Source organism: Terrisporobacter petrolearius (assembly GCF_020748185.1).
GTDB classification, from domain to species: Bacteria; Bacillota; Clostridia; order Peptostreptococcales; family Peptostreptococcaceae; genus Terrisporobacter; species Terrisporobacter petrolearius.
Window position 1 is genome coordinate 23301 of sequence record NZ_JAHZMO010000002.1, and the last position, 18618, is coordinate 41918.

An 18618-nucleotide genomic window follows, 5' to 3' on the forward strand; every position below is an offset into this window, starting at 1 on the left:
TTTTTATAATTTAATTTTTTGTTACTCCCAATTAGTTCCTACTTCTGCTTCTACAGCTTTTAAATATATGGCTCTTGCTGTCATCAAATCTAAGACACCTATGCCAACGTTTTCATAAACAATAATTTCCTCATCATTTTCACGTCCAACAACTTTACCAAGTAACACATCTCCTATATCACCTGTAAAATCGTCTTTTGTTATTATCCCTTGTTCTAAAGGTATTAATATATCTCCTGCTTCTGATAAAACTGCTTCTTCTGAATCGAAGTATATTTTTGAAGCTCTTGGCAATATTGCAGGATCCATCTCTTGCATATGATGTTGATATGCTCCTACACAACTTACTATTGCACCCTTTTTAACTTTTGTTCCATCAAATACAGGTTTAGTTGAAGGTGTTACTGTAACTATTATATCTGCATTTTCTATGGCATTATCTGAAGATGTAGCTTCTACTATTTTAGTATTATAACATTTAAGTTCTTTTTGCATTTCACTTACAAATGCCTGTCTTCTCTTTTCATCTAAGTCAAATATTCTAACTTCATCTAATTCTCTAGCAACCATCATGGCCTCTAATTGTGTAGCTGCCTGACCACCAGTTCCTATCAAAGCACCTATTTTAGCATTTTTTATTGCAAACAAATCAAATGCCGCACCTGAAGATGCACCTGTACGTAATTGCGTAACATATGTTCCATCTAATATAGCTGTAACTATTCCAGTTTTTCCATCTATTAATAATACCTGTGCTGGAGCTGTAGGTAAATTTTCCTTAACATTTTCAGGGAATATATTAACTACTTTTAATCCTGCTGCATCTAACTCTTCAACATAAGATGGCATAAATAAAAACACTCCATTATGATTTGGTGCTTGTATAGTAGTTCTTAAAGGCACCTCACTTTTACCTTCTGAAAATAATTTAAAACATTCCTTGTTTGTTTCTATAGCATCTTTCATAGTAAACACTTTCTTTATGTCTTTTCTTGATAATAATAACATCTCATACCTCCATTTATATTTTTATAACTCCTTTTAGTAGCTCCCTTTAGTAACTATTGTATTTTGCTGTTATTATTTTGTCAATGCAATTAGTGAAATTTCCTATTTTATTTTAATTTTTATTGTTTTACTCTATTTTTATTGACATATGAATTCAAAAAAGATATCATGATATCACGTAGCTACTAAAGGTTACTACTACTCCTAATTTGTAACTCCCTAAACTACTTTTAGGAGTATAAATCTATGGTTTTATTTCTACGTTAGCCATTGTAGTCTGGTGTGGTATATTCATATTCTATTTAATTAAGGATTGTATAAATCATAAAGAAGATTTAAAAAAGGACATTTTGTTATTTATGGAATAATGGTGGGTATATTAAACTTTCTTAATACTTTAGATTTGGGAAGTAATGATGAAAATCAAGTACGAAACTAAGTAATATAGTACTTTAAATATAAATTAAAAACTGACTCCTAATTTTTTAGAAGTCAGCTTTTAATTTATATTTATTTATAATTTTTATTTCTAATTCTAATATTTATTACTAAGCAAGTAGCATAAATATAAAGTGTGCTGACATACCTGCACAAAGACCACCAATTGTATGTGAAAGAATCGCTTTCCCTGTTAAAGGTCTTGCATCTAATGCATCCATCATACCAACATGTGTACTTAAATATCCACTCCAACACATTCCCATTGCTGTAAATACTGCAATATCATTTGGTGTTACTATACCATCAGTTATAAATTTAGGAACTAAACTCATTGCTGCTCCAACTGCACCTAAAGATGTTATAGGGAATGCTATAGCTTCTGGAGAAGTAAATCCAAATAAAGGTTCTAATATGAAGCTTAGTTTATCTCCTAACATAGGAAGTAATCCTATACCTTCATAAGCAACTCCTGTATAAATAGCTTTTCCTGTTTCTGGATCAGTTGATGGTCCAAATGTTAAAATCATAACTAGCGTACATACAATTAACACTCCTGGAATTATTGCCATACCAAGTTCTACACCATTTTTACCACCTTCAAGCATTGCTTCTAATGATCTTTGGAATACATTTCCTGATCTAACTTGACGTACTTCTTCTATTTTTTCACTTTTGTGTAAAGCATCTTTTGTTCCATCATATTTGTAGTATTTTTTTGTAAAGTGAAGCATTATTCTAACACTTACAATACTTCCTACTATTGCACCTAAGTTACCTACAAGTGCTGGTAGAACAAATTCACTTCCTTGTGAAATCATAAACGTTGTAACTATAAGACCCATTCCAAATGCTGTACCCATATTACATAATGCAGGTATTTGATAATTTTTAAAGTATTTTGTGAAAGACTTATCTTTTGCGAAAGCAATTATAGCTGGGTTGTCAGATAAGTAAGTAGTAATAGCTCCTGCTATACTAGCTCCTGGCAAACCATATAAAGGTTTCATAAACATTGCAAACACCTTATTTAATAAAGATATAACTCCAAATTCAGATAAAAGTGCACTTAGAGCTCCTGCTAGTACTGCCATAGACATGATTAGGAATACAGTATTTAAAAGCAAATCATGAGCAGTGGCCATAATTACTTTAAACATAGTTCCTGCACCCATGATACTACCTACATATCCAAATCCTCCGATTAATATAGCTAAGAATACGAAGGTTTCTAGGCTTACATTTTTTTTCTTTTGATTTAATTCATTTTTCGATACAACTTCCATTTAGATGTTTCCCCCTCTAAAATTTATAAAAATTTAACATTTAACGTAATTATACCGAAAATTTGTTGAATTTGCAAATATATTAAAATATGTTTGAATTAAAAATAAATTTTAATTTTTCTAAATATTTACATTACAAGAATTAAATTTTATCTAATATTCAATTATCTCTATATTTAAGCCTCATATATTTTGTTTTTCTATAAATATATATAGTTTATACAATACTTTAAGTACATAATACAGCTATTTTTATTTTCATAATATTGCATATATTGACATTTATTTTTCATGTGATTCATATAATTTTTTCTAAAAAAAACATTTTTTTTATAAAAAAAAGAACAAACTAATATATTATAATTCGTTCTTTTTATTAAAAACTATCTTTCAACAGCATACATTTCTTTTAATTGTTTTTGTATATCTTTATTTTCTAAATACTCTTCTAAAGTAGTTTTTCTATCCATTATTCCACCAGGAGTAATTTCTATTATTCTATTAGCAAGAGTTTGTATCATCTCGTGGTCATGAGAACTGAATAGCATAACTCCAGAGAATTTTTCTAAACCTTTATTTACAGAAGTTATAGACTCTAAGTCTAAATGGTTAGTTGGATCGTCTAATACTAATACATTTGAGTTTGAAAGCATTAATTTCGATAGCATGCATCTAACTTTCTCTCCTCCTGATAAAACATGAGCTTGTTTTAAAGCTTCTTCACCACTAAATAACATTCTACCTAAGAATCCTCTTATGAATGATTCTGATTTTTCTTCTGAGAACTGTCTTAACCAGTCAACTAGTGAGTATTCACATCCTTCAAAGAAGTTATTGTGGTTCTTTGGAAGATAAGATTGAGAAGTAGTTACACCCCATTTGAATGTACCAGCATCTGCAGTTTCTTCTCCCATTAATATATTGAATAAAGTTGTTATAGCTATTTCATCTCCCATGAAAGCAACTTTATCTTCTTTATCAAGTCTAAAAGATACATTATCAAGAACTTTCACACCATCTACAGTTTTAGTTAATCCTTCAACTTCTAAAACTTCGTTTCCTATTTCTCGCTCAGGAGTAAATCCAACATAAGGATATCTTCTTCTTGATGGTTGTATATCTTCAACTTGTAATTTGTCTAATTGTTTCTTTCTTGAAGTAGCTTGTTTTGCTTTAGAAGCATTTGAACTAAATCTTGCAATGAACTCTTTTAATTGAGCTATTTTTTCTTCAGTCTTTTTATTTTGGTCTTTTTGTAATTGTAATGCTAATTGACTTGATTCATACCAGAAGTCGTAGTTACCTACATACATTTGTATTTTACCAAAGTCAACGTCAACTATATTTGTACATATTTGGTTTAAGAAGTGTCTATCATGTGATACAACTATAACGATAGAATCTTCTAAGTCCATTATGAAGTTGTTTAACCAGTTTATTGATTGGAAGTCTAAGTGGTTAGTAGGCTCATCTAGTAATAATATTTCTGGTTTACCAAATAAAGCTTTAGCAAGTAAAACCTTAACTTTTTCTCCACCTTCTAATTCTTTTAATTGCTTGTAGTGTAAGTCTTTATCTATTCCAAGACCCATTAATATTTTTTCTGCATTTGTTTCTGCATCCCATCCATCAAGTTCAGCAAACTCTCCTTCAAGTTCTGCAGCTTTTATACCATCTTCTTCTGAGAAATCTTCTTTCATATATAAAGCATCTTTCTCTTTCATTATTTGATATAATCTTTCATGCCCCATTATAACAACGTCTAAAACAGTTTCTTCATCGTATTTGAAGTGATCCTGCCTTAAAACAGACATTCTTTCTTTTTCTGTTATGCTTATAGATCCTGTGTTTGGCTCTATATCACCAGATAATATTTTAAGGAAAGTAGTTTTTCCTGCACCATTAGCTCCTATTATCCCGTAGCAATTTCCTTTAGTAAATTTTAAGTTAACATCTTTATATAATTCTTTATCACCGAATCTAAGTCCAATATTAGTAACTTGTAACATATATATCAATCCTTTCTCTTATAGTCATTTATAAAACACAACATTCTAATCTTATAATAAATAATCACTTTAGTCAATAAGTCTATGACTAGAATATATAATATTTTTTTATAAAACAACTACACTAATTTAAATACCATATAATTTTATTAAAATATAAAAATTGCAAACAAATTTATTTGCTTGCAATCTTATTAATACTACTTAAAATTTCAATATTATTTACTTATTAAACATATTTTAACTTTGTCATTGTTATACTTAGTAGCATTATATGAAAACATAATATCATAAGTATTTCCTAATATTTCATTTATTTTCATATTAACGTTATTTATAAATATTAATTCATTTTCTATTAAATTTTGAGACATTTCATAAAATACTAAAGCTTTCTTTTTTACCTCTTGGCCTTCAGTAGTATAAGTTTCTTCTGTAAGTAGTTTAGCTATTTCATCAACAGTTGCATCTTTTTCAAATTCTTCTATAGAATAAGATATAGCAGAATCTTTATCAAAAATTTCTTTTAAATCAGTATAATCTATGGCTAAAAATAAATTTTCATCAACAGCTTCTACTACTATGTTCATTAAGTCTTGCACTTTTTCACTATTGTATTTATTTATTTTTATTTCTTTATCTAGACCCATTTCATCTTTATTTTCTTTTAGTGAGCTGTCCAAACCTATACAAATTACTCTTCTTTCATTTGCCATAAAAGAAATAGCTTTTACTATATCTTTTACCTTTGCCTCTTCACTGTTATAAGATATAAATAAAATTTCTATACCATCTAATAAAGCTCTAACATATTCTTTATCCACATCTTGGTTTAAATTTATTTCTTCAAAACTAAAGTTTTTTTCTAATTTATTTTCAAATGAATTCAGAGTTTTTATCCCCTCAATACCTACTCCTATAAACTTAGAATATTTCTCCTCCATAAGTTGCCTCCTTGCAAAATTAATTATTTTAAATTTTTTATTCTATTGCCATATTTATTATTAACCATTTTGAAAACTGGTAAACCTACTATAGTTATAACTACAAATTCTCCAAATCCAACTTGAAGAAATCCTAGAACAAATGGCACTCCAAAGAATTTGTATAATTCCCATCCTATAATTAATGCATTTATTATTGTTGGCCAAAGAGATGCAATAAATAATGTATATTTATTGTTCTTTATAAGTTTTGGCGTGTAATATACTAAAATAGAACTTATTAAAGTTGCCAGCGTACCAAATATTATATCAGGAACTCCAAATGGTCCTACTACATTTGCTAAAAAACAGCCTAGTGTTAAAGCTATTATGTATTCTTTACCAAATAGAGGTAAAAACATTAATATTTCTGAAATTCTAAATTGAATTTGTCCATAACTAATAAATCCAAGCGCTAAAGTTATTACAGCATAAAGTGCTGCTATTAATCCAACTATAGCAATTTGTTTATTTTTATTTGTCATACTTCCCTCCTAAGCATAAGTTATACTTCTTTTAATTATTATGCAACATGAACGATTATATTATAAATCTATAAATATCTCAAGTAAGATAATTACTAAGATTTAATATTTATTTTATTTATTAATCATATAGATATATAAGTAATTTTAATTTCTACTCCTTTTTACTATTAAATTTATATAGTAACAAAAGATTAGTTTTAAATGTGAGGTGGTAATATGAAAAAGAAATATAGAACATTGTTTAAATTTGATATAGAGCCTATAACAAGTATATTACTTATCTTTTCTACAATTGTTGCTCTTTATATATGCAATAGTCCCTACAAATACTTATATGATAACTTATTTTATAATACTTACATTATAAATGACTTTAATTTACATAGCTTTGTTAATGACTTTTTAATGTCCATATTTTTTTTATTAGCAGGGTTAGAAATAAAAGATGAAATTTTATATGGAAGTTTATCTTCTTATAAACAAGCATCTTTTCCTGTAATTGCATCTATAGGTGGTGTAATAATGCCTGCAATAATTTTCACATATTTTAATTTAAATACAAATTATATTAATGGAATTTGCATACCCATATCAACTGATATCGCCTTTTCTATGGGTATTTATTTTTTGTTTAACAAGTATTTAAATCCATCAATAAAAATGTTTTTATTATCTTTAGCTGTAGTAGATGATTTGGTTTCCATAATATTAATAGGCACAGTTTATTCATCAAAAATTAATTTATCTTTTTTTATTTTCTCTCTTTTTTGTTTAATTATAATTTGCATTGCAAATAAAGTTTTTAAAGTTGAAAACATATTTTTCTATCTACTAATAGGACTATTTTTATGGTATTTTATTCATCTTAGTGGTATTCATTCAACTTTAAGTGGAATACTTTTAGCTATAGGAATTCCTGCAAAATCATATAAACGAAAACATTCAGTATCTCATTTAACAAGAAGACTTTTTAGTATTTTTAATAATTTTATTATAATACCATTGTTTGCATTTGCTAATACAGGAGTAAGTATTGACTCTAGTTTAAATTTATCAAAATATCCAACTATATTTTTAGGTATATATCTAGGCCTTTTAATAGGAAAGCCACTAGGAATAATGCTTTTTACCTATATTACCAATTTAATAGGATTATCAAAAAAACCTAAGGAGTTAAACTGGACATCCGTATTTATTGTATCTCTAATTTCTAGTATTGGTTTTACTATGTCAATATTTGTTTCAGAGGTCGCTTATATTGGCAATGCAGAACTTATAAGTATATCTAAACTTTGCATATTGATTAGTAGCTTAACCTCTATAATACTTTCATCTTTATTTATAAAAACATTTAAAGAATTACATATTATATAATAAAAAATTTGCTTCCCTTAAGCCACTGCGTGGGCGCCATGAAATTTTAGGCAACGACCTTGCTCAAAAACACATTTTTTACATTTTCTAAATAAATTGATAAAACTTAATTACAGAGCTATCAACAGCGCAAATCAAACTATGATTTCCTAACATGCAAAAAATAGCTATTCACAAATTTAATGTGATAGCTATTTTTATTTTTAGTCTATTTTCTCTTCTTCTGATTTAACCTCTTCTTTATTAATAGTAGTAGGATTTAAGTTATTTAATCTATTAATTATATATCCTATGGCCCAAACTACTATTGCATAAAATACATATGGCATTGAAGTACTTACATAGTAACTTATAACGTCTGCTAATTGATCTTTTATAACTATACTACCTGCTGCTACAAGACTAGAAATATATGTATGTGAAGTATATATTGTAAATATAGAATATACTGCTATAAGAGCAGCAACCACATATAATACTATTGGTATAATAGCTTTTTTGTTCCCTTTTTTCATTTAGTTGTCTCCTTTTCATTTTTTCTACAATAAAATATTACCAAATCCATATGAATTACATATGAATTAATCATGTACTTTGTATGTATTAATTATATTATAACAAATAAGATACTTAATCATATCCTATTTGTTATATATCTAATTTTTCTATATTTTCTTTCATTATTTCTATTGAATCATCAAGCTTAACTTTTTCTTTCTTCTCCAAAGGAAGCTCTATCACTTCTCTAACTCCGGTTTCATTTACAACACTTGGCACAGCTATAAATACATCTATATGCCCATATTTATTATCTAAGTATGATGATACTGTTAGTATACTGTTTTCATTTTCTAATATTGCTTGTGTAATTCTAGCTAAAGCCATACCTATTCCATAATAAGTTGAATTCTTGCACTCTATTATTTTATAAGCTATGTTTCTAACTTCATCTTCTATCAGTTCTAAATCTTCAAATTTAACCTTTGCATCCTTCTTTGAGGCTACTTGATATATTGGTTGAACTCCCATTAACGCATAGCTCCATGCTACAAATTGAGAATCTCCATGTTCTCCCATTACATAGGCATGTATAGATTTTGGGGTAACTCCCAATCTTTCACCTAAGCCAAATCTTAGCCTTGCTGTATCAAGAGTAGTTCCTGATCCCATTATTTTTGATTTATCATATCCTAATATTTTCCAAACAACATAAGTCATAATATCTACTGGATTTGAAGCAACTATAATTATTCCATCAAAACTAGTTTTCTTAATTTCTCCCACTATTGATTTCATTATTTTAGTATTTTTATGTAATAAATTAAGCCTTGTTTCTCCAGGTACTTGAGTAGCTCCTGCTGTTATACAAATTATATTTGCATCACTACAGTCACTATAATCACCTGAATATATTTTCATTTTTCTAGGTGCATAACTTAACCCATGATTTAAATCTAATGCCTCACCAACAGTTCTATTTTTATCTATATCTATTAAAACCAACTCTTCACATGTTCCTTGGTTTACCATTGAATAAGCATAACTCATACCAACCATTCCTGCTCCAACTATAACTACTTTATTCTTTTTCATATTGTCCCTCCTGAAGTCTGTTATATTTTGTAAAATATATTATATATATTAATTTTTATCAACGTCAATATATATTTATTATATATTATTAATTTTTATATTTATTTAATTCACTTAACAATTAATTATTATTTGTTATACTTATAATATTTAATCATTTAACACATAAAAAAGAACACCCTTAAAGGTGTTCTTTTTTATTAATAAGCTAAAATTTCGTATCCATCTTCAGTTACAAGTATCATATTTTCCCATTGTGCAGAAAGTTTTCCATCTTCTGTGTATGAAGTCCATCCGTTATCTGCATCTATATATAATTCATGATGACCTTCATTTATCATAGGCTCTATAGTAAATATCATTCCAGGTACCATAAGCATTCCTTCATTTCTAGTTCCATAATGGAATACAAATGGATCTTCATGGAACTCTAATCCTATACCATGACCACCAAATTCTCTAACTACAGAATATCCATTTGCTTTTGCATGTTGTTCTATTATATATGCAACATTGCCAAGTCTAGTCCAAGGTTTAACAGCTTCTATACCTTTTATCATACACTCTTTTGTTACTTCTACTAATTTCTTAGCATTATCGCTTACTTCACCTATCATATACATTCTAGATGCGTCTGAATAATATCCATTTAATATTGTAGAAACATCCACGTTTATTATGTCACCATTTTTTAAAATATATCCATCTGGTATACCATGGCATATTTGGTCATTCACTGAAGTACAACAACTCTTAGGAAACCCACTATATCCAAGAGGTGCTGGTATAGCTCCTTGTGATACTGTATAGTCATGTACTATTTGATCAACTTCTTCAGTAGTCATTCCTGCTTTAATTTTTTGTCCAACTAAATTTAAAATTTCATTATTTATTTTAGCACTTTCTTTTATTTTTTCTATTTGCTGTGGAGTTTTTATTAAACTTCTATGTGGCACCTCATAACCTTTTGACTTAAATTCTTTTATTTTTTCATCAAAATTCATATGGCACTTTTTATATTTTTCACCACTACCACACCAGCATTTGTCATTTCTTCCTATAATCATTTATACTCTCACTTCCTTAATATATATCTATAATATTCTTGTTTTTTCTATAGGCTTTCTTAATATATAATTTTTCTCTAACTTTATTCCAACCTTCATTTTCACTATTTGTCTAGCATGAGGTGCTGACTCTATTGGGTTACCTTCTTCATCATACATTTCTTCTATTGTAGTAAACATCGTATCTTTGAAAGGCCCTATAACTTCAATTTTATCTCCCACATACATTTTATTTCTCTGCTCAACTATATATAATCCCGTTTCTTCTTCATAATCTTTAACTAATCCTATAAAGTCATAATTTCTTATATAAGAAGCTGATTCATAGTTATTAGAATTTTCATCAGGTCTATTTAAGAAGAACCCCGTTGAGTAATCTCTATGACTTCCTTTTTTTAGTTCTTCTAGCCATACTGGATTGAATTCCCAGTTTTCAGGGTCTTTGTAATACTCATCTATTGCCATTCTATAAGCTCTAACTGTTGTTGCTACGTAATATGCTGTTTTCATTCTTCCTTCTATTTTTAATGAAGTTATTCCACTTTCAAAAATTTGTGGGATATATTTTATCATACATAAATCTTTTGTATTAAAGAAGAACTCTGGATCAATATCTTCTACGACAGGAGTATATTCACCCTTATTTTCTTCCATTAAAGTATATTTCCATCTACAAGATTGAGCACATGATCCTTTGTTTGCATCTCTTCCTGTTGTATAGTTGCTTATTGTACACTTTCCTGAATAAGACATACACATTGCACCATGAACAAAAGCCTCTATATCCATATCTTGTGGAATATGTTCTCTTATCTCTTTCGTTTCCTCAAAGGACAACTCTCTTGCTGTTACTATTCTTTGAGCTCCTTTGTTATACCAAAAATTAGCAGCAACATGATTTGTTGTACTTGCTTGTGTACTAATATGAACTTCCATGTTAGGTATAGTTTCTTTTACTATTTTAAATACACCAGGGTCTGATACTATTACAGCATCCACTCCTATTTCTTCTAATTCTATTAAGTAATCTCTAAGTACTTGTAAGTCTTCACTTCTTGGTATTATGTTACAAGTAACAAAAACTTTTTTACCTTTTTCGTGTGCAAAGTTCACACCTTCTATCATATTGTCTTTAGTGAAGTTTTTTGCTGCTGACCTCATACCAAAAATTTCTCCACCTATGTAAACAGCATCTGCTCCATATTCAAAAGCTATTTTTAGTTTTTCTAAATCACCAGCGGGGGCTAATAATTCTACTTCTCTCATTTCGTCTCCTTTGTTTTTATATATTTCTAGTAATATATACAATTAATATATTTTAATTATTAAATTAAGATATTATAAATATGTTCTATTTGAACTTTTACATACTTATTATACCACAATATCTTTCTTATAAATTAAAATTACCCTTAGAAATTATTTTTAAGCATATTTTAAGCATATTAGTCTAATGTAATATAACCTTAAAACAATAAAAAAGAGCAATGATATAAAAATATTACTGCTCTTTTAAATATTAATTTTCATTTGTGCATTCTATAATTTTAACACTGTTATTTTCCTCATTTAAGCTTTCCTCTTTTTTAGTTAATGGCAGTATTTCCTTTTTGTATACATATTTAAACCCTATAATACTTAACGAAACAGATGCTAATTCTGCAATAGGAAAAGCCCACCATACAAGATTTAAATTGTTTGTTTTGGATAGTAAGTATGCTACAGGAAGCAATACAACTAACTGCCTACCTATTGATACAATTAAGCTCATTACCCCATTGCCAAGGGCTTGAAACATGGAGGATACAACTATACAGTACCCTGCAAATAAAAAGCTAAGACTAATTATTCTAAGAGCTGGAATACCGATATTTATCATTTCTTGTGATGCACTAAATAAACTTAATAATTCTTTTGGGAAAATTTGAAATATACATAAACCAATAATCATTATTATTATTGCATAAATAATACTTATTTTTACAGTTTTCATCAACCTATCTTTATGTTTGGCTCCATAATTATAAGATACAATTGGAACCATACCGTTATTAATACCAATTACAGGCATAAATATGAAACTTTGTAACTTGAAATATACTCCAAATACTGCAGTTGCTGTGGAGGTAAATACAAGTAAAATCTTATTTATACCAAAAGTCATAACTGAGCCTATAGATGCCATTACAATTGAAGGTATGCCTACAGAATAAATATCTTTTATTGTTTTGAAATTAGGCCTGAAGCCTTTAATTTTAACTTTAATCTCTTTATTTTTAGTACTATTTAAGTAAATTCCTAAGGTCATACCACTTATTTGCCCTATTACTGTGGCTATAGCCGCACCAGCTATTCCCATTTTAGGAAAGCCAAGCAATCCGAATATTAATATAGGATCTAATATAATATTTATTATTGCTCCAGTTAATTGAGTCATCATAGAATATATTGTTTTTCCTGTAGATTGCATTAGTTTTTCAAATACTAATTGACCATACAAGCCAAAAGAACAAGTGGTGCAAATAATTAAATAATCATATCCACCTTCTACAATTTCTTTTATATCTGTTTGCCACTGAAAAAAAGATTTACTAAATAAAATACCTATGACTAAAAAAGCTAAATAGCTTAAGACTGCCAAGAATATTCCATTGTTTGCTGCATTATTTGCTTCTTCATAATTTTTCTCCCCTAAAGATCTAGATAGTAGAGCATTTATACCTACTCCTGTACCCACTCCAACAGCTATCATAAAATTTTGAACAGGAAAAGCTAGCGATACTGACGCTAAAGCATTTTCACTAATTTGAGAAACAAAAACACTATCTACAACATTATATAATGCTTGAACTAACATGGACACAATCATTGGAAGGGACATTGTTATAATTAATTTATTTACAGGCATAGTACCCATTTTATTTTCTTGAATTACACTTTCACTGGACATATGTTTAATCTACTCCTTTCATAACTGCAATAGTTGCGTTGACAACTATCATCAAATGAATAATGGGTATTATAACTATTGTATAGTTAAGAATACCCATTAATTTAAGTGTATATATAGTAAAATATATTGTCAATATCTTCATATTATATTATGCTTTTTATTATTTAATATTTAATAAACAAAGAGAAATTAGCTACGAGCTAACTTCTCTTTTATTTTTACTATAAGTAAATAAGTTTTAAAACAAATAATCCTGCAAGAACTACCATCACTACCGAAATTTGTTTTCTTTCTTCTTTTGGAGAAATTAAGTTATGTAATACATTAATCACTACATATGATAAAACTCCAAGCGTTAAGCCATCACCTATTGAATAAGTAAATGCCATAGTCCCTATTGTTATGAATGCTGGAACACCTTCAGTTATATCAGAAAAATCTATATCTTTCACTGTACTAAGCATTAAATATCCTACATATATTAATGCTGGTGAAGTAGCACATGATGGTATTGCTATAAATATTGGTGAGAAAAACATAGCTACAAGAAATAATACTCCTACTGTTATAGCTGTATATCCTGTTCTACCACCTTCAATTACACCTGTTGAACTTTCCACATAAGTAGTAACTGTGGAAACTCCAAGTCCTGCACCTATAGTAGTTGCAAATGCATCTGCAAGCAAGGCTCTACCTACATGAGGTACATTTCCATCTTCATCTATCATATTTGCCTTAGAAGCAACACCAACTATAGTACCTACTGTATCAAAAAAGTCAACAAATAAGAAAGTACAAAGAACTAAAATAAAGTTAGTTAAATTTGCAGGATTTGTAGCATAGCTAAAATCTAATTTGCCTGCTATTGGTGCTAAACTTTCAAACTTGAATATTCCACTCGGTAAGTATATTCCAAGCTCTGCTGCAGCTGTTGGGCTAGATAAAGCATAACCCCAAGCAACTAATGAACAAATAACTATGCCTATTAATATTGAACCTTTAACATTTTTCTTTGACAGTACTGCTATTATTACAATTCCGACACAACTTATTAAAACCGCTGGAGTAAAATGACCCATCGAAATTAATGTGGCATCACTATTTACAACAAGACCACAGTTAATACATCCTATAATTGCTATAAATAAACCGATACCTCCAGATACTGCTAATTTCATATTCACTGGAATTGCATTTACTACTGCTTCACGCACTTTAAACAATGATAAAAATATAAAAATAATACCTTCCACGAAAACTGCAGCTAAAGCAATCTCCCAAGATACTCCCATACCTAAAACTACTGTGTAGGCAAAGTATGCATTAAGACCCATGCCAGATGCTAAGGCAAATGGTAGGTTTGCAATAACCCCCATTAAAAAACATCCTATTGCTGCCGCTAAACATGTTCCTGTTACCAATGCTCCTGCAGGCATACCAGCTTCTGATAATATACTTGGGTTAACAGCTATAATATATGCCATAGTTAAAAATGTTGTAACCCCTGCCATTATCTCCTTTTTCATATTTACTTCCTGATTTTCAAGAATAGGAAATAATTTTGTCATAGTATTTGATTCTTGTTTCGCCACTTGCATTAATCAAAACACCTCCGTAATTTAATAATAAATTAATCCCCAAATTTTACACTCTGATATTCATATGAAATAGTATCTATATAAATGTGGTTATATGAGCACATTTATATTTTCCATATAATACCATTTCATAAGTATAATTTTAGAATACAAATATTATAATGTCAAGATAATTACGAATATATTTTATTAAATCTAAATAATAATTCGTAATTATGTTATGTAAATAATATTTTACAATAAAAAATAGCTTATTTTTAAATAAGCTATTTTTTACCTAGTTTTTATGTCTTACTCTAAGGACAATATTCATTTTATCAGCCAGTTTTTGTGCTTCTTCAATTTCATCATTATTAATTTCATCAACTACGGAAAAGTTCACTTCTTCAATATACTCTTTGCAATCCTCAGCAAAATTCAATAATGCATCAAAGGATCTTTCTCCAAATTTAGGCCTTGTAACTTCATTGTATCTTATTTTATTAGGTGCATTTAAACTAATAGACACAGAATCTATATTGTCTTTTAATAGGATGGCTGTTTTTTTATTGTGAATCAAGTCAGATAAACCATTAGTATTGACCCTTATTTTTAAATCAGAAAAACTTCTGATATATTTTGCAATTTCTATAACTTCATTTATTCTTACTAATGGTTCGCCATATCCACAAAATACTATTTCATCATAATTTTCTAAATTAAATTTTTTAAATTCATTCTTTACTTCTTCTACTGTAGGTTCATGGTCTAACCATAAACTATCACTATTTCCCACATGGTCCGTTTCTTTTCTTATACAAAAAACACAAGAACATGGACACTTATTTGTTATATTAACATAAAGACTTTCCTTGTAATCATATAAAATTGTCATTTTCAATTCCCCCATTTGTATGCTTATTTTATCATTTCTTTTATTTTTAATTTATCAAATACTAAACCTATAACTACAAATACTATAAAACTTCCTAAAGGTTGAACAAAACCTACTAATGATAACACAAAAGCACTAACAAAACTTCCATACATTATTCCTTCTGCTATCATATATAAAGCTGTTCCCACTATTCCTGCTATAATTGCTGCAAATATATTTCTTGTATTAATAATTTTTTTACTTCTATTTGTAAAAAATAAAACAAGTATTGGTTTTATTATTATTGTTGCTAAAGCCCAGTTTGCAGATCCTGTAAGTATATCTGCCATACCAGCTCCTATTGCTGCTGCACAAGCTGCATAAGGTGTAGGAAGAAGTACCGCTGCCAAGTATATAAAAGCATCACCTACATGAACAAAACCACCATTCCCCCCTACTGGTATATGAAGAAAATAAGCTATTGTAATACATATAATACCTGCAAATAAGGCTGCAGACACCAATGTTCTAGTTTTAGATGATACATTTGTTTTTTGCTGTTTTGTATTTTCCATTATCTCTCCTCCAAATTCAATACTCTATCAAGATAATTATAATACACTTTTGCATATTTATTATAACTGTGTATATTATTCAAACATTGTATTAGTACAATTATTTATGAATAATAAAAAGGAACCTTAAAAGGTTCCTTTTTATTATTTTTTCATTTCATCTTCTATTTTGTCTTTTATGTCGTCAGCTTTATCAGTAACATCAGACATCATACCAACCATATCGTCTTTAAGGTCCATAGTAGTATGTTTTACTGCATTAGTAAGTTTTCCAGCTGCATGGCCTATATTACTAACAGTATTTTTCATGCCATTTCCTACTTTATCTAAACCTTTCTTTAAATCATCTTTCATATTTCCCATGTCATTTCTTAAATTCATATTCATGCCTCCTATTTATTTCTTAGATATATTTTTCCTTAATTTATGAAAATTATTTATCTAAAAATAAATAGTAAATAAAACAGAATTTTTCTTACTTTCCATTTTGTAATAAAGGTTATGACTTTTTAGTATTTTGCTTACTATATAAAGACCTAACCCACTACCACCTGTTTTTCTATTCCTAGACTTTTCCACTCTATAGAAAGGATTAAAGACTTCACTTAGATACTTCTGTTCAATGCTAACTCCTGTATTTTCTATTTCTAGAACTACTGTTTTACTTGCTTTTGATTTAAATGCTTTCACAATTATTTTTTCGTTTTCGGGAGAATACTTAATCGCATTATTTATTAAATTATTTAAGACTTTTATGATTTTTTCTTTGTCTGCTTTTATAACTAATTTATCCTCCACTTTATATATAAGATTTAAATTTTTATTTTCAATTAAATAACTTTGCCTATTTACTAATTGTCCTAACATCTCACTTAAGTTAATAACTTCTATTTTTAAATCTTTTTCTTGCAGTTCATTTTTTGATATTTCCATCATTTCATCTACTAACACTTTTAGTTCTTGAGTAGATTCATATGATTTTTGTAAGTAGGTATCACGATCTTTATATTTGCCTACATTATATATCATTCCCTCTAATTGACCACTTATTATTGTTATTGGCGTTTTCAATTCATGAGAAATAGTTGCAATAAACTCTTTTCTTTTTTGCTCTTCTTCTCTTTCTTTATTAATAATTTCTATTAATGGTTTTGTTATTGTCTTAGAGTAAATATACGCTCCAAGTAGAGCTATGAAAAAAGCTGAAAATATTATAAATGGCAAGATATTTCTAAGTACTGTATTTGCCTCATCTATTGGTTGAAGAGGCATTGCAATTTCTAGATGATACAAATCAGAATTTTCTTTTATTTTTATAGTTGCCCTTATTGTATATTCCTTTATCTGATTAGACATAGGAATGTCTCCATTATACTTATTAGTAATATGTTGTTCATTCTTACCAAAAATAATAAATCCTTTATCATCTGTTAATATCATTGCAACATTTTGTTTTTTACCTAAAAAATAAAGCCTCTGTTGTAACTCTTCTAAGTCATAAAACTTAGAATCTTCCACAATGGAATTTACACTATTTTTTAATAGTTCAATTTTATATTGGTGATAATATGCTGGCATAAAAAAATATAAAGTTAAATAAACTATAAATGCTAAGAATAGAAGAAGCCCTGATGTAATAGTAAATAACTTATATTTTATATTTAAGCTATTCCAAAGCTTCAATATCTTTTTCAAGAGTATATCCTATTCCTTTTACAGTTTTAATATATGGTAGGCTTATTTTTTTTCTAAGATTTTTTATATGAGCATCTACTATTCTTGTATCACCATAATAATCATATCCCCAAATACTATCCAATAAACTTTCTCTTGTTATTACTTGAGGATATTTTTCAATTAATGTTTTCAAAATATTAAATTCTTTTAAAGTTAACTCTATATTATTATCATCTAATTGTACTGAGTAAGTATTTAAATCTAACTTTATTTTTTCGAAGGTTAAAAAATCATTACTTAGATTACTTTTACCACGTCTTAAAACTGCTTTTACCCTCTGAATTAAAACATTGAATGAAAAGGGCTTTGTTATGTAATCATCACATTCTAATTCAAACCCCTTCAGTTGATTACTTTCTTCATTCATTGCAGTTAGAAATATTATTGGTACATTAGAACTTTTTCTAATCATTTTACATACAGAATAACCATCTAAATTTGGCATCATTATATCTAACAATACTAAATCATATTCTTTTTTTTTAAATAATTGTATTCCTTCTATACCATCACTGGCATAATCAACATCATATCCCTCTACTTTTAAAAACTCCACTATTAATTCTTGTATATTCACATCATCTTCCATAACCAAAATAGATGTATTCATTTAATCACTCCTATAATTTTATATACCTTAAATACCTATTATT

The 18618-nt window shown here is 28.1% G+C and carries 17 protein-coding genes; 1 reads left to right on the forward strand and 16 read right to left on the reverse strand.

Features of this window, described 5'->3' with window-relative positions:
* Positions 1-21: 21 nt before the first annotated feature.
* From K0040_RS01460 to K0040_RS01480, 5 genes are all read right to left on the reverse strand, one after another.
* The gene (locus K0040_RS01460) at positions 22-1008 is read right to left on the reverse strand and encodes an ornithine cyclodeaminase family protein (RefSeq protein ID WP_228107202.1); all 987 of its coding nucleotides are present in this window, start codon (positions 1006-1008) and stop codon (positions 22-24) included.
* Positions 1009-1556: 548 nt separating this feature from the next.
* Complete coding sequence (locus K0040_RS01465; RefSeq protein WP_228107203.1) at positions 1557-2732, reverse strand: CD0519/CD1768 family membrane protein; 1176 nt, start codon at positions 2730-2732, stop codon at positions 1557-1559.
* A gap of 383 nt (positions 2733-3115) precedes the next feature.
* Positions 3116-4741: an ABC-F family ATP-binding cassette domain-containing protein gene (locus tag K0040_RS01470; RefSeq protein WP_206923581.1), complete on the reverse strand. Its 1626-nt coding sequence runs from the start codon at positions 4739-4741 to the stop codon at positions 3116-3118.
* A 218-nt stretch (positions 4742-4959) separates the two neighbouring features.
* Positions 4960-5685, reverse strand: a complete 726-nt coding sequence (locus K0040_RS01475; protein ID WP_228107204.1) for a cell division protein — start codon at positions 5683-5685, stop codon at positions 4960-4962.
* 23 nt (positions 5686-5708) lie between these two features.
* Entirely contained in the window at positions 5709-6209 is a 501-nt protein-coding gene (locus K0040_RS01480; protein ID WP_228107205.1) for a QueT transporter family protein, read from the reverse strand.
* A gap of 219 nt (positions 6210-6428) precedes the next feature.
* On the opposite strand from K0040_RS01480, the gene nhaA reads away from it, so the two are divergent.
* Positions 6429-7586, forward strand: coding sequence for a Na+/H+ antiporter NhaA (gene nhaA, locus K0040_RS01485; RefSeq protein ID WP_228107206.1), 1158 nt, complete (start codon positions 6429-6431; stop codon positions 7584-7586).
* A 203-nt stretch (positions 7587-7789) separates the two neighbouring features.
* Here nhaA and K0040_RS01490 read toward each other — a convergent pair whose 3' ends face one another.
* The 11 genes from K0040_RS01490 to K0040_RS01540 all read right to left on the reverse strand — a co-directional run bounded on the left by K0040_RS01490 (position 7790) and on the right by K0040_RS01540 (position 18575).
* Positions 7790-8101, reverse strand: coding sequence for a hypothetical protein (locus K0040_RS01490; protein ID WP_228107207.1), 312 nt, complete (start codon positions 8099-8101; stop codon positions 7790-7792).
* A 133-nt stretch (positions 8102-8234) separates the two neighbouring features.
* Complete coding sequence (locus K0040_RS01495) at positions 8235-9179, reverse strand: L-lactate dehydrogenase (protein ID WP_228107208.1); 945 nt, start codon at positions 9177-9179, stop codon at positions 8235-8237.
* 200 nt (positions 9180-9379) lie between these two features.
* A complete protein-coding gene (locus K0040_RS01500) occupies positions 9380-10246 on the reverse strand; it encodes a methionyl aminopeptidase (RefSeq protein WP_228107209.1) in 867 nt (288 codons plus the stop codon).
* 27 nt (positions 10247-10273) lie between these two features.
* A complete protein-coding gene (locus tag K0040_RS01505; protein ID WP_228107210.1) occupies positions 10274-11512 on the reverse strand; it encodes a peptidase U32 family protein in 1239 nt (412 codons plus the stop codon).
* 253 nt (positions 11513-11765) lie between these two features.
* Positions 11766-13196, reverse strand: a complete 1431-nt coding sequence (locus K0040_RS01510; protein WP_228107211.1) for an MATE family efflux transporter — start codon at positions 13194-13196, stop codon at positions 11766-11768.
* A gap of 224 nt (positions 13197-13420) precedes the next feature.
* Positions 13421-14797, reverse strand: a complete 1377-nt coding sequence (locus K0040_RS01515) for an NCS2 family permease (RefSeq protein WP_228107212.1) — start codon at positions 14795-14797, stop codon at positions 13421-13423.
* Positions 14798-15074: 277 nt separating this feature from the next.
* Complete coding sequence (locus tag K0040_RS01520) at positions 15075-15671, reverse strand: TIGR04100 family radical SAM protein (protein WP_228107213.1); 597 nt, start codon at positions 15669-15671, stop codon at positions 15075-15077.
* A gap of 23 nt (positions 15672-15694) precedes the next feature.
* A complete protein-coding gene (locus K0040_RS01525; RefSeq protein WP_228107214.1) occupies positions 15695-16228 on the reverse strand; it encodes a TIGR04002 family protein in 534 nt (177 codons plus the stop codon).
* A 144-nt stretch (positions 16229-16372) separates the two neighbouring features.
* Entirely contained in the window at positions 16373-16609 is a 237-nt protein-coding gene (locus K0040_RS01530) for a hypothetical protein (RefSeq protein ID WP_228107215.1), read from the reverse strand.
* A 60-nt stretch (positions 16610-16669) separates the two neighbouring features.
* Positions 16670-17923, reverse strand: a complete 1254-nt coding sequence (locus tag K0040_RS01535) for a sensor histidine kinase (RefSeq protein WP_228107216.1) — start codon at positions 17921-17923, stop codon at positions 16670-16672.
* The gene (locus K0040_RS01540) at positions 17895-18575 is read right to left on the reverse strand and encodes a response regulator transcription factor (protein WP_228107217.1); all 681 of its coding nucleotides are present in this window, start codon (positions 18573-18575) and stop codon (positions 17895-17897) included. The genes K0040_RS01535 and K0040_RS01540 overlap by 29 nt, the downstream gene beginning before the upstream one ends.
* Positions 18576-18618: the final 43 nt, after the last annotated feature.